Raw genomic sequence first — 13,378 nt, forward strand, 5'->3', positions numbered from 1 at the left:
CAGGGAACAGGGAACAGGGAACAGGGAACAGGGAACAGGGAACAGGGAACAGGGAACAGGGAACAGGGAACAGGGAACAGGGAACAGGGAACAGGGAACAGAAAGCAAGAGGCAAAAGTTAATATTCTCCCCCTGCTTCCCCAACTTCCCCTGCCTCCCCTGCTTTCTTCACTGTCACCTGTCACCTGTCACCTACTTGTTACCACCGCGACCAGTGAGAACAGAAGGAGATAAGCTAGACCATGATTGTTTTACTAGGTCAGCATCAGCCTTGACGCTACCCAAGTAGTTACCCGCTGGTAAAGAGGGGAAGCGGTTGTAAGGAACAACATCTTCACCGAAGTAGCGAGCATATTCTGGACTATTTACCATCGCTTCTACAGCAGCCCTTAAACCGCTATCAGCCAATATTTTGTTATATTGACGGATTTCGCCTTGTGTAGCGGGTGCGCGTCCCAATAAGTGACGGAATAAGAACTCAATCACTTTGGTATTGGGATAAGGAGTGTAGAACCGCTTGCGATAGATTTCTGAACTAGCCAGTTCTAGAACAAACTCACGCACAGTAATTTCACCATTACGCAGTTTGCTATCTAAGTCACTGCGGCGGAAGTATTCAGGAACTTGACCGCTAAATACGTCCATTACCTGACAGTAGATAGCATTTATTACCTGATTAGTTTCTGGTGAATTTGTACCAGTAGTAGCGCGGTAAATACGGGCAGGTTTGCGGCGGCTTGTACCTACACCAACTTCCACAGACTGACCACGGCCATCGTTGAAAGAACGACCCAATTCAATAAACAAGGGTTTAGTCTTGTCCATTTGCTTGGATTTAGCCGCCAAATCTGCGATCGCATTCGCTAACATTGGCGTATTCTCAGTTTTAATCCGAGGCTTAACTGTTTCAAAGCTAGGTACAACCAAATCATCATTTTGCTTGGTTAGTTGGTTGTAAAGCTTCTCGGTATTGGGGAAGTTAGCAGCGGGTAAAGTGGGGAAGCGACGGTAAGGAACAGTATCTTCACCAAACACCTGACGATATTCCGCACTATCTACCATCTCGCTAATAAAGGCACGAATACCTTGAGTAGCTAGAATTTGGTTATACTTGCGGATTTCTGCTTGGTCAATAGGTGCGCGACCTAAGAAATGCTTAGTACCCAACTCAATGACTTTCGTGTTGGGATAAGGTGTATAGAATTCCTTCAGATACAGGCTAGAGTAACCCAAACCTTGAATAAATTCCTTAACGCTAATTTCACCGTTCACCAATTTGCTTTCTAAAGCCGTGAACTCGTTTTTAACAATGTAAGGTGCAATATCGCGCTCGAAAATCTGCCGATAAGCGCCGCTAATTAGAGTTTCAATTGCAACTTTGTCATTGCTACTTGCTGTCAGCTTGAAGACCTTGGTTTGCTCACGCTGCTTAGTAACACCTTGGTTAATGCGGAACTCAATATCTGGTTGGGTTCGCATTTCTGTAACTTCACCCAACTCCACAAAGCGGGGGGTGACTTCCTTCTCAACCTTGTTGACATCTTCACGGATAGTACCAACACGCAGTTGACGCAAGGACACACCAGCAGGAGTTAGATAGCGTTCGTAAGGAACTGTATCTTCATTGAATGCTTGGCTGTATTCTTCACTGTCAATGATGGCATCAACAACAGCATAGAAGCCCTTCTTAGAAGCAATGTCAAAATACTTATTGTTCTCTTGACGACCGTAAGTAGGACGACCCAACAAGCGACGGTGAATATACTCAATCGCTTTACAGACATACAGAGAAGTCCAGTACATCTTGCGGAATAAATCCGACTTCGCCAACATCCGCACAAACTCACGGACAGTGATTTCGCCGTTTTCCAGCTTAATTTCTGCAACCTTCAGGCGTTGACCTTCATAAACATCACGACCGAACACTTGCAGGTAAGTAGCCTTAATTACCGCTTGGGTAGAGCTTTCCGAGAATTTAACACTCGCACCCTTCGCCGCTTTTTTGCCGATAGTACCGGGTAATTGGTCTAATTTGAACACCTTAGCGCCCAAAGTACCAGGAGCTACACTCCGTGCGTTGGGGTTGCTGAGTTGGTTATTGATACCAGGCCCTTGGTGAATCAAAATCCGGCGGGTATCCTTACCAAAAGGTGCAGGGCTGCTGCTGGGGTTGCGGGTTTCTTTCGGGAAAATTGCGCCAAATTGAATTTCTAGGGGGTCATTACCAGAACCATAGGGATGTTGGTCGGGTAATGGCTGTTCGTAAGCAGCAAAGGTGGTAATAAACTGAGGTACTTTCCGGAAAGGCGCACTGTAGTTAAACAGGTCTTGCTGTGGTCCCCAGTTGCGACATTCTTGAGCTTCTTGACCCAGACCCCGGATGTAGGGAACTGTTTCTTCACCAAAGTAATCGCTGTATTCGTTAGAATCTACCAAAGCATCAACTAAAGCTGGTAGACCACCGTTGGAAACTATGGAGAAGTATTTTTGGACTTCTTCCCGGCTGCTTGGTCCACGTCCCAAAATGTGACGGAATGCTAATTCAATGACCCGACTGTTAATAAAAGGCTGGTAAAACTGTTTTTGGTAAAGGGGAGATTTAGCAAGACGACGAATAAACTCCTTCATGGAGATATCGCCATTTTTGACTTTGGATTCCAAGTCAGAGAGTGACAAACTATAAGCACGGGTAATGTCGCGCTCAAATACTTGCCGATAAGCAGCTTTGACAACTTCAGTTTTTTCAGAAGCAGACAACCCAGGTTTCATGACGAACTTGGGACGACGTTCTGCGGCGTTAGAGTAAATTTGCGGCAGTTGTAAACCTTGTTGGTCGCTGGAAGGACGTTGGCGAACTTTTGTAGATGGTGTGGGTGCTTTGAACTCAGTCAGCAACACATCCATATACTGAGTGACAATTTCTGTGGCTACAGGGTCTTTGCGGAAATATGACAAAGATGCTGATTTGATTTCTTGTAAAGCCACGATGGTAGCTTCACCAGAACAAGCATTTTCAATAATTTCCCGCAAACCTCTGGTATTCACAGAGATGATGTTGGGGTCGCCAGCGACAATGGCATAAGTAGCATAGCGCAAGAACCAAGATAAGTCCCGTAAGCTCTTGGCCATGTTGCTAGGACCGTAACGAGCAACGTTGATGGGTCTAAAACCTGGGGGTGTTGGTCCACCAGCGGAGGTGTTGAAGATAGAACGCAGGTTTTCAAAGAAGCCACCACGACTTTCAACGTAGGTGACTGTTCCTAGCATCATGCCTTCTTGAACACTAGCAGAACCTGCACCAACGGTTGCTAGTTCCCGTTCTCTGGGCTTTTCTAAGAAAGACATTGGTGAACCACCAACGAAAATCCGGTTAGCCGCACGAGAAACAATGATCTCAGAATTTTCTGTAAGAATCTGGGCGATTTCTAACCGTTTTGCACCAGATGCAAAATAGCTTCCCAGTTCACTTAGCTCACCTGTTCCCAAAAAGCGGTCTTGTTGTTCCGCTTGGGAAATGGTCGCTACGGGTAAGGTTTGATATAGTTGCGGACGCGCAACTGAGCTTCCACCACTTGCCTTAACACTCATTGGATTTCTAAAACTCCTATAAATAAGTTTATGTGTTAAGTCTGGGTTGCTTTGCGGCTTGACATATTGGTGTATTTATGTATAGTACGCCAGCAAAACTGCCAGTAAATTAACCCAGTTCAGTTTTTAGATTAGAACGTTTTGCGGTGACGCTGCTAATTTATTAAGAAGTATGTCGAATCTGTAATCTAAATCTGTCTGTCGGAATAAGTACATACTCTGGTTAGGCTGTGGGATGTTGATTTTTTGTATCTTTTCGTTACATTCTCTATCAACACATTTTGTAGCTAATTTATCTCTATTTTAGAATTTTTTAATATTTTATCAAGTTTAATCGTGTACATATATGATTATATGCTTTTAATTAAGAGAATATTTGTTTGCTGTTGTCAGGAAGCCAGGGAATTAATTCCCTGTCTAAAAGCTAAAGTCGGTTGAAACCGACTATTGGGAATGATGGGATATTCTCATAAGTTTGTTATTTTGTCTGAATCAGGATATCCAGGATTAAAGGATTTTCAGGATGTTTTTGATAACTTATGGTTTGCTTTGAATGATAGGAAATATATTTTTTATCTGAATCAGAATTTATAATTATTCAATCTTCACAGACAATCTATAAATAACAATCCTGTACATCCTAAAATCCTGGTTATCCTGATTCAGACAATCACAATAAACAATCTATAAACTTGAAAGAAATATTATTACTTTCCCAGTATTCCTTAGCTGAATTGAAAATATCTAATGCTATTTGGTATTCCGTCGGTTCAGCTTGAGCAAAGATATCAGCATGATTATATAATATGACATATCTTTGAGCCGGACACCATGTTAAATCGGTGATACATTCATCAATAGCATCCCAGTTATGGCCGAAGTATGCAGAAAATTCCATTGCTTCAGCAGCTTGGGTTAAAAATGTTTGTTTGTTATTGATTTTTTTACCGTTAAGATGGAAAACTTTTTGATTCATAGATTTATGGTGAGGAAATAGGTGAGTAAAATTGTCTGAATTAGGATGTCCAGGATGAAAGGATTAACAGGATGATAAAATAGATTATTTTGAATAACATCCTGTAAATGTTAAAATCATGTAAATCCTGATGCTGACTAATTTGCTTAGAAAATACTCCTGAATAAAAAAGTTATTTTTCTGGAAGTTGAAACTCTCTCCTATACAAATCTATATGTGGATTGTTATCAGTAAAAGATGCAGGAAGTTTATCCAGAATTGCATTAACCATTTCTGAAACTGTATTGCAAGCCCAGAAAGCAGCTTTAGCAGTGCTAACTTTCACTATTATTGATTCCGATGGTGTATCTAGATATATACCTTTGCTGCGCCAAACTTTAGCTTCTCCACTATCAGGTATTTCACTTAATAGAGTAATTCTTTCACTTGTACTACCACAAATTAAAAAAGTCATATAATTTTCAGTAAATTGGATGAAATAAATATCAAATAGTATTGTTGACTAGGACGGGCTAGAAGCCCATCCCACAATAAATAGATAACTCTTGTGGGGTGGGCATACTTCGACAAGCTCAGTACAAGTCCTGCCCGCCCATCATTTAATTATGTTTACTCAATCTCTTTTTCCCAGAGACACAAAAGCAAAGTTTTATCATCATCAGTCCGCGCATTTAATCTTTCTGAATTGAGAAAATCAATAATATACTGATCATTATTTGCTGGCTGTTTAGTTTCTCGTAAATATGCCTCCAAAGGTTTAAAAAATGGCGGGAAAGGTTGCCAGTCACTAAATCTAATTGTACTTTTTCTAATCCATCAGTAGAAGCACAAATAAACCCTTGTTTTCCTGGAAATACCTCTACCTGCATTTCTTCCAGCGCATTAACTGAAGTTACAAAAGTTGTTTCATTAAAAAATTCTCCCTTATCAGGTTTAAACAAAATTTGATATTCTGCATCTTGACAACGCATGACAATAAAACCGTCACCAATTTGCATAGCGGCAACCCATTCAGGAGTTGCCACAAAAACCAACAATTTACAAGCTAAATCATTAATAGAATAATCTTTATTTGCTGCTTGTTTTTTTTAACTCTGCGATTACATGATTAACGGTTTTAGTAAACAGTTTTTTCGCTTCTGGTTCTGAAAGTGGTTGAGAAAACCTTTCCCAAAATCGTTTTCTATTCTGGAGATATTCACTAATTTTAGACAGATATTTAATAGCAGTTCCTACCGCCACTGTAGAACCAATATGAGAATATTTAGCACTTCCAGCAACATCAGCAACCGCGCCAACAATTACATTATGAAAAATGCGATAATTTCCGCAGTCTTGACAAGGTATTTTTTGTTCTTGATGACTTGTTCCCACAGCAGAACGCGCTATAGCTTTCCAACCCACAATTAATAAATCCTCAAAATGTAATTTAATGGTTAAGATCCCCGACTTCTTCTTTAATCATGTCAATAAATTATCAACTTATGTTAGAAGTCGGGGATCTAGTTTCTACAAATTAAGTTGTAATTTGACTCCATCCCACCAGCGGTAATGCTACAGCTTCCCCTACTTTTCCACTAGAAACCCGCTTCATAGAAGTGGAAAACCAAACAAATAAAGCACGAAAATCTAAGCCATTTAACATCGCTGGAGGCCGTCCAGGTGGTGCAATTTGTTTAAGTTTATTCATATCCGCATTTTGAACAGCGACAGTAAAAAACAACATTCTTCGCTGTTCTTCTTCTTTCCTCACCCTTTGCGCTGCATTTTGCCAATAATCTGTAGGCGCACCGTCAATTTTGGAGAACTTTAAATTACCATAACATCATATTGATTTATTTATTTTTACAACAAATATTGAAATATCTATAAACCAAACTTACCCTAAATTAATCTTTATCTTTCTTTGCTCCTTTGCGTCTTTGCGCGAAACCAAACACTTAAATTATTCACCCCAAAACCTCCATCATCCCCTTTGCCCAAAATCCCCCCATCCGCTAAACTCAGAAATGCTGCGTTAATCCCCTTAATTTGCGATCATGTCCGACTCCCAAGTAAGTGCTGCTGTTGCGAAACTCTACGACACCTACCCCTTCCCCCCCGAACCCATCCTGGATGAACCACCACCAGGATATAATTGGCGTTGGAATTGGTTAGCTGCTTACAACTTCTGCACAGGTAGAAAACCACAAAAACAAGATATCCGCATCTTAGACGCTGGTTGTGGTTCAGGAGTCGGAACAGAATATTTAGTACATCTCAACCCCCACGCGCAGGTAGTAGGAATAGATTTAAGTGCTGGTACATTAGAAGTAGCAAAAAAACGCTGTCAAAGTTCTGGTGCTGACCGTGTAGAATTTCATCACCTGAGTATTTATGATGTGGAACAAATACCAGGACAATTCGATTTAATTAATTGCGTTGGTGTGCTTCACCATCTACCAGATCCCATTCGTGGTATTCAATCATTAGCGAAAAAACTCGCCCCTGGTGGATTAATGCACATTTTTGTGTATGGAGAATTGGGAAGATGGGAAATACAACTAATGCAAAAAGCGATCGCACTTCTTCAAGGTAACAAACGCGGTGACTATCGTGATGGTGTGCAAGTTGGTAGAAAAATATTTGCTTCTCTACCAGAAAATAACCGTCTTGTCAAGAGAGAAAAAGAACGTTGGGCAATGGAAAACCAGCGGGATGAATGTTTTGCGGATATGTACGTCCATCCCCAGGAATTTGATTACAATATTGATACATTGTTTGACTTAATAGATGCTTCTGAGTTAAATTTTATTGGATTTTCCAATCCTGGATTTTGGCAGTTAGAAAGACTTTTGGGCAAAGCACCGGAGCTAATTGAACGAGCAGAAGAATTGAGTCCCAAAGAACGTTACCGCCTGATAGAATTACTAAATCCAGAAGTAACTCATTACGAATTTTTCCTTGGTCGTCCCCCCATCACCAAAACCGACTGGTTAGACGATAACAGCTTATTAGCAGCAATACCCGAACTCAACCCCTGCATAGATGGGTTTCCCAGTCAATGTTTATTTAATTACGATTATCAAATTGTTAACTTATCAACAGCCGAATTTGAGTTTATGCAAAAATGTGATGGTTCTGCCACATTGTCCAGCATTTTAGCCCAAGTCGAGCTAGACTTAAACGGAGTAAAAAACCTCCTCAAACAACAACTACTCTTATTAACACCCAGCGAGAGAGTGTAGAAGATGGGGAGAATAAATAATTATCTGTTCCCTGTTAAGAGTTCCCTGTTCCCTAAAAAATAAAGTTAATTGTTTTTTCCTAAAGTATTGTTACCAGAACGTGATATGATTCAGCTGACTGAATGTGCAGTCACCATATTTAGCTGTACTGGTTTCAAGTCCCGTGAGCTTGTCAGACGAACAAATTGCACCCACTCCGACAACACTACAAGATGCTCAATCTGGTTCTGAAGATACAGAACCGGTAGACTCTTCTATGCAGGAGTTCTATCAACTCTATCAGGAGTTGTTAGTAATCACGCTTGCCTTGACAGGAGTTATTTTCATCTCTGTATGGATTGCTTACTCCCCAAACATTGCCCTAAATTATTTATTAGGGGCGTGTGCAGGTGTGCTTTACTTGAGGATGTTGGCAAAAGATGTAGAGCGTTTGGGCAGAGAGAAACAATCACTGAGCAAAACTCGGTTAGCCTTATTAGTAGGACTGATTTTACTCGCATCGCGGTTGAATCAACTACAAATACTGCCCATATTTTTGGGATTTCTCACCTACAAAGCCACGCTCATCATCTACGTAGTTAGAGTGGCGTTTATCTCTGATTCCACAAAGCTCCGGCAACCTTAAAAGACTCCTATTCTCCACTAAGATTGGAGAAGCGATTGATTTGGAAAGAAAATGCTCAATTTTCTGAACTTCTACTCCCTTCCACTTGCCGAATTGGAAGTGGGCAAACATCTGTACTGGCAAATAGGCAACTTAAAGCTACATGGACAGGTGTTTCTCACCTCCTGGTTTGTTATTGGCGTGTTGACATTAGCTTCCGTCTTGGCAAGCAGTAACATCAAGCGCATCCCTAGTGGCATTCAAAACCTGATGGAGTTTGCCCTAGAATTTATCCGGGATTTGGCAAAAAACCAGATCGGCGAGAAAGAATATCGCCCCTGGGTGCCTTTTATTGGCACTTTGTTTTTGTTCATTTTCGTGTCAAATTGGTCAGGTGCATTGGTTCCTTTCAAGCTAATTCATCTGCCAGAAGGTGAACTAACAGCACCCACAAGCGACATCAATACAACTGTTGCCTTAGCATTGTTGACATCGTTAGCATATTTTTATGCAGGATTCAGCAAAAAGGGTTTAGGGTACTTTGGCAACTACGTGCAACCAGTTTCATTCATGTTGCCATTCAAGATTATTGAAGATTTCACCAAACCCCTTTCCCTAAGCTTCCGTTTATTCGGTAACATCTTAGCTGATGAACTGGTCGTAGGCGTGCTAGTCTTACTAGTGCCTCTGTTCGTACCATTGCCAGTGATGGCATTAGGTTTATTTACCAGCGCCATTCAAGCTTTAATTTTTGCCACCCTTGCAGCAGCCTACATTGGCGAAGCGATGGAAGATCATCATGGCGAAGAGCATGAGGGACACCACTAAACCCCTCAGATGAAAAAAGTCAGGAATCAGGGAACAGGGAACAGGGAACAGGGAACAGAGTAGATATTAATTAAACATTAAACACTCTTGCCTTTTGCCTCTTACCTTTTGCCTTCTAGAACTGACTAAAAACAACTCTACAAGTTCAACAATCAACCGTATCTGTAAAAGTAAGGAAAGAATATCATGGATCCATTAGTTTCTGCTGCTTCCGTTTTAGCTGCTGCTCTCGCTGTTGGTTTGGCTGCAATTGGACCTGGTATTGGTCAAGGTAACGCAGCAGGACAAGCTGTAGAAGGTATTGCTCGTCAACCTGAAGCTGAAGGCAAAATTCGCGGTACATTGTTGCTCAGTTTGGCGTTCATGGAAGCGTTAACCATCTACGGTCTAGTAGTTGCTCTCGTACTGTTGTTTGCTAACCCCTTCGCATAATTTCAGTACAAAATCTGAGTGCTGAGTGACAAAACTTAGGAGTTAGGAGTTAAGAGTTAGGAGTTTAATTCATAACTCACTAACTCATAACTCATAACATAAGGAATCATAACTCAGAACTACAATCATAGATAGGAACAAGCAACCATGACACACTGGATCACCTTATTGGCAGTAGAAAAAGTTGCCAAAGAAGGGGGCTTGTTTGACTTAGATGCGACTTTGCCTTTGATGGCAATCCAGTTTCTAGTTTTAGCCCTGATATTGAATGCAACTCTCTATAAGCCACTGGGTAACGCCATTGATGGACGCAATGACTACGTCCGCAACAATCAATTGGAAGCCCAAGAACGCTTGTCAAAGGCTGAGAAATTAGCCCAGCAGTATGAGCAAGAACTAGCAGGCGCAAGAAGACAAGCTCAAACAATTATTGTCCAAGCTCAGGCAGAAGCGCAAAAAACGGCAGGACAGAAGATCGCCGCAGCGCAACAAGAAGCTCAGGCGAAAAGAGAGCAAGCCGCTGGTGAAATTGAGCAGCAAAAACAACAAGCTTTGGCTTCATTAGAAGCACAAGTAGATGCCCTCAGTCGCCAAATACTAGAGAAGCTGTTAGGTGCTGACTTAGTAGGCCAACGCTAACTCACAGAATTGTCATGAGGAATAGGGAACAGGGAACAGGGAACAGGGAACAGTGAAGGAAGTAATCACTGATAACTGATCACTGAATAACTGAAAACTGACCACTGACAGGAAATTTTTGAATTTGGCAGCGCAGTTGTGGATGGAAAATCATGGGGACTTTTTTACTGTTGATGGCGGAAGCCGCCGCCGTCGGAGGTGAACTGGCAGAGGGAGCAGAACATAGTGGTTTTGGTCTAAATACTAATATTTTAGAGACCAACCTAATTAACCTTGCCATTATTATTACTGTGCTGTTTGTTTTCGGGCGGAAAGTGCTGGGTACTACCCTCAAATCTCGTCGAGAAAATATTGAAACAGCAATTAAGAGTGCAGAGCAAAGAGCAGCGGCAGCTGCAAAGCAATTGCAAGAGGCTCAACAAAAGTTGACACAAGCTCAAGCTGAAGCAACCAGAATTAAAGCTGAAGCTGAAGAAAGTGCTAAGGCTGCTCAAAAAGTAATCTTAGACCAAGCAGCGGCTGATATTCAGCGAATGCAAGAAACTGGCGCGGCTGACTTGAATGCAGAACTCGATAAAGCGATCGCTCAACTCCGTCAAAGAGTGGTAAATCAAGCACTGCAAAAAGCTGAGGCGCAACTGAAAGCTGGCATTTCCGAGGATGCTCAAACAACTATTATTGACCGCAGCATCGCTCAATTGGGAGGTTAAGCATGAAAAGTAATGCAGCAACAGCTGAAATAGCCCAGCCTTATGCACAGGCTTTATTATCCATCGCCCAATCACACAACTTAACAGAAGAGATTGGGACAGATGCACGGACTTTGATTAACTTGCTCTCAGGCTCTGGGGAACTCCAAAACTTTCTGGACAATCCCTTTATTCAGCCTGACAACAAGAAAAATCTCCTCAAGCAATTATTAGGGGAAGGTGTTAGCCCCTACCTACGCAACTTCTTACTGTTTTTGGTTGATAGACGACGCATTGCCTTCTTGGAAGCAATTTTACAGCAGTATGTAGCTTTGTTACGGGAACTTAATCAAACCGTATTAGCAGAAGTTACTTCTGCTGTGCCTTTGACAGAAGCCCAATTGCAAGCAGTAAAAGAAAAGGCACTCGCTATCACCAAAGCGCGGGAAGTAGAAATAGCAACCAAGATAGACCGCGATTTAATTGGTGGTGTAATCATCAAAGTTGGTTCTCAAGTTATTGATGCAAGCTTACGAGGTCAACTACGTCGCCTTTCCTTACGCTTAACCAGTGGTTAAATCTTGGCAACTGGGGACTGGGGACTGGGTACTTGGGACTGGGTACTGGGTAGAGTTTGATCAGTTACCAATCACCAATCACCGATCACCAATCACCAATCACTTCTTCCGTCTCGAAAGAAAACTGAACATAGGCACATGAGTATTTCAATTAGACCAGACGAAATCAGCAGCATTATCCAACAACAAATCGAGCAATACGACCAAGAAGTCAAAGTTGCTAACGTTGGTACTGTATTACAAGTTGGTGACGGTATTGCCCGGATTTATGGCTTGGAAAAAGCTATGGCTGGGGAACTCCTAGAATTTGAAGATGGTACCATTGGGATCGCCCAAAACTTAGAAGAAGATAACGTCGGTGCGGTACTGATGGGTGAAGGCCGCAACATCCAAGAAGGCAGCACCGTTACCGCTACTGGCAGAATTGCCCAAGTAGCTGTAGGTGAAGCTCTAATTGGTCGGGTTGTCGATGCTTTGGGTCGCCCCATTGATGGTAAAGGTGAACCAAAAACCACCGAAAGCCGTTTGATTGAATCCCCAGCCCCCGGTATTATTGCTCGTCGTTCCGTACACGAACCAATGCAAACCGGTATCACCGCTATCGACTCCATGATTCCCGTTGGTCGGGGTCAGCGTGAGTTGATTATCGGCGACCGTCAAACTGGTAAAACAGCGATCGCTATTGACACCATCATCAACCAAAAAGGTGAAGATGTCGTTTGCGTTTACGTTGCGATCGGTCAAAAAGCTTCCACGGTTGCTAACGTAGTCCAAACCTTACAACAAAAAGGCGCTATGGACTACACCGTAGTTGTAGCCGCTAACGCCAGTGACCCTGCAACCTTACAATTCCTCGCTCCCTACACAGGCGCTAGTATTGCTGAGTATTTCATGTACAAAGGCAAAGCGACCTTAATAATTTACGATGACCTTTCTAAGCAAGCTCAGGCTTATCGCCAAATGTCCTTGCTGCTACGTCGTCCACCCGGACGGGAAGCTTATCCTGGTGATGTATTCTACATTCACTCCCGCTTGTTGGAACGTGCTGCTAAACTCAGCGATGAACTAGGTAAAGGTAGTATGACTGCCCTACCTATCATTGAAACCCAAGCTGGTGACGTATCCGCATACATTCCTACCAACGTAATTTCCATTACTGACGGTCAGATTTTCTTGTCTTCTGACTTGTTCAACTCTGGTATCCGTCCCGCTGTAAACCCCGGTATCTCCGTATCCCGTGTAGGTTCTGCGGCACAAACCAAGGCAATGAAAAAAGTTGCCGGTAAGATTAAACTGGAATTAGCACAGTTTGACGACTTACAAGCCTTCGCGCAATTTGCTTCTGACTTAGATAAAGCCACTCAAGACCAGTTAGCACGTGGTGTACGTCTACGGGAACTGTTGAAACAGCCCCAAAACGACCCTTTGTCCGTAGCTGAACAAGTAGCAGTTCTTTACGCAGGTATTAACGGTTATTTAGATGACATTGCTGTGAACCAAGTCACCAGCTTTGTTAAAGGCTTCCGTGATTACTTGAAGACCGGCAAGAACTCCTACTACCAAGCAGTACAAGGCAGCAAAGTCCTGGGAGATGCAGAAGAAGCAGCCCTCAAGGAAGCTTTAGCTGATTACAAGAAGAACTTTCTAGCTACAGCGTAATCAAGGAATCAGGAGTAGGGGCGAAGCATTCGGAAAATAGCCTTGGAAAAAAATTGATAATTGAAAGCCCGAATGCTTCGCCCGTACAGGAGTCAGGAGTAAAAATATTCCCGACTTCTGACTTCTGACTTATGTATTCTGAATTCTGAATTCTTGTG

The 13,378-nt window shown here is 42.3% G+C and carries 13 protein-coding genes and 1 pseudogene; 8 read left to right on the forward strand and 6 right to left on the reverse strand.

All coding sequences use genetic code 11. The annotated features are described in order from the left end of the window. Positions 1–192: 192 nt before the first annotated feature. From H6G06_RS12200 to H6G06_RS12220, 6 genes and pseudogenes are all read right to left on the reverse strand, one after another. Positions 193–3,588 carry a phycobilisome rod-core linker polypeptide gene (locus H6G06_RS12200; protein WP_190560446.1) on the reverse strand — a complete coding sequence of 1,132 codons (3,396 nt, stop codon included), beginning with the start codon at positions 3,586–3,588 and terminating at the stop codon, positions 193–195. Between the two features lie 670 nt (positions 3,589–4,258). After that, positions 4,259–4,564 carry a barstar family protein gene (locus H6G06_RS12205; protein ID WP_190560448.1) on the reverse strand — a complete coding sequence of 102 codons (306 nt, stop codon included), beginning with the start codon at positions 4,562–4,564 and terminating at the stop codon, positions 4,259–4,261. Between the two features lie 172 nt (positions 4,565–4,736). Next, positions 4,737–5,018: a hypothetical protein gene (locus H6G06_RS12210; protein ID WP_190560450.1), complete on the reverse strand. Its 282-nt coding sequence runs from the start codon at positions 5,016–5,018 to the stop codon at positions 4,737–4,739. A gap of 217 nt (positions 5,019–5,235) precedes the next feature. Beyond that, positions 5,236–5,589: a protein phosphatase 2C domain-containing protein gene (locus tag H6G06_RS27800; RefSeq protein ID WP_338422937.1), complete on the reverse strand. Its 354-nt coding sequence runs from the start codon at positions 5,587–5,589 to the stop codon at positions 5,236–5,238. A gap of 43 nt (positions 5,590–5,632) precedes the next feature. Further along, complete coding sequence (locus H6G06_RS27805; RefSeq protein ID WP_338422938.1) at positions 5,633–5,968, reverse strand: protein phosphatase 2C domain-containing protein; 336 nt, start codon at positions 5,966–5,968, stop codon at positions 5,633–5,635. Positions 5,969–6,080: 112 nt separating this feature from the next. After that, positions 6,081–6,359 (reverse strand): annotated as a pseudogene (locus H6G06_RS12220) (vWA domain-containing protein); the annotation flags it as partial. 244 nt (positions 6,360–6,603) lie between these two features. Here H6G06_RS12220 and H6G06_RS12225 point away from each other — a divergent pair. The 8 genes from H6G06_RS12225 (at position 6,604) to atpA (ending at position 13,220) form a co-directional block, all read left to right on the forward strand. Beyond that, complete coding sequence (locus tag H6G06_RS12225; protein ID WP_190560452.1) at positions 6,604–7,791, forward strand: class I SAM-dependent methyltransferase; 1,188 nt, start codon at positions 6,604–6,606, stop codon at positions 7,789–7,791. Between the two features lie 163 nt (positions 7,792–7,954). Continuing rightward, a complete protein-coding gene (locus H6G06_RS12230) occupies positions 7,955–8,416 on the forward strand; it encodes an ATP synthase subunit I (protein WP_190560455.1) in 462 nt (153 codons plus the stop codon). A 51-nt stretch (positions 8,417–8,467) separates the two neighbouring features. Then, positions 8,468–9,223 carry a F0F1 ATP synthase subunit A gene (gene atpB, locus H6G06_RS12235; RefSeq protein ID WP_190560457.1) on the forward strand — a complete coding sequence of 252 codons (756 nt, stop codon included), beginning with the start codon at positions 8,468–8,470 and terminating at the stop codon, positions 9,221–9,223. A 186-nt stretch (positions 9,224–9,409) separates the two neighbouring features. Continuing rightward, on the forward strand, positions 9,410–9,655 hold the full coding sequence (gene atpE, locus H6G06_RS12240) for an ATP synthase F0 subunit C (protein WP_010994186.1): 246 nt from the start codon (positions 9,410–9,412) through the stop codon (positions 9,653–9,655). A gap of 147 nt (positions 9,656–9,802) precedes the next feature. Continuing rightward, the gene (locus tag H6G06_RS12245) at positions 9,803–10,294 is read left to right on the forward strand and encodes a F0F1 ATP synthase subunit B' (RefSeq protein WP_190560459.1); all 492 of its coding nucleotides are present in this window, start codon (positions 9,803–9,805) and stop codon (positions 10,292–10,294) included. Between the two features lie 152 nt (positions 10,295–10,446). Beyond that, positions 10,447–11,004 carry a F0F1 ATP synthase subunit B gene (locus H6G06_RS12250; RefSeq protein WP_190560464.1) on the forward strand — a complete coding sequence of 186 codons (558 nt, stop codon included), beginning with the start codon at positions 10,447–10,449 and terminating at the stop codon, positions 11,002–11,004. Between the two features lie 2 nt (positions 11,005–11,006). Then, positions 11,007–11,561, forward strand: coding sequence for an ATP synthase F1 subunit delta (gene atpH, locus H6G06_RS12255; protein ID WP_190560465.1), 555 nt, complete (start codon positions 11,007–11,009; stop codon positions 11,559–11,561). Positions 11,562–11,699: 138 nt separating this feature from the next. Beyond that, positions 11,700–13,220: a F0F1 ATP synthase subunit alpha gene (atpA, locus tag H6G06_RS12260; protein WP_190560466.1), complete on the forward strand. Its 1,521-nt coding sequence runs from the start codon at positions 11,700–11,702 to the stop codon at positions 13,218–13,220. The last annotated feature ends 158 nt before the right edge of the window (positions 13,221–13,378 follow it).

Origin of the sequence: Anabaena sphaerica FACHB-251, assembly GCF_014696825.1 — a bacterium.
GTDB lineage: Bacteria > Cyanobacteriota > Cyanobacteriia > Cyanobacteriales > Nostocaceae > RDYJ01.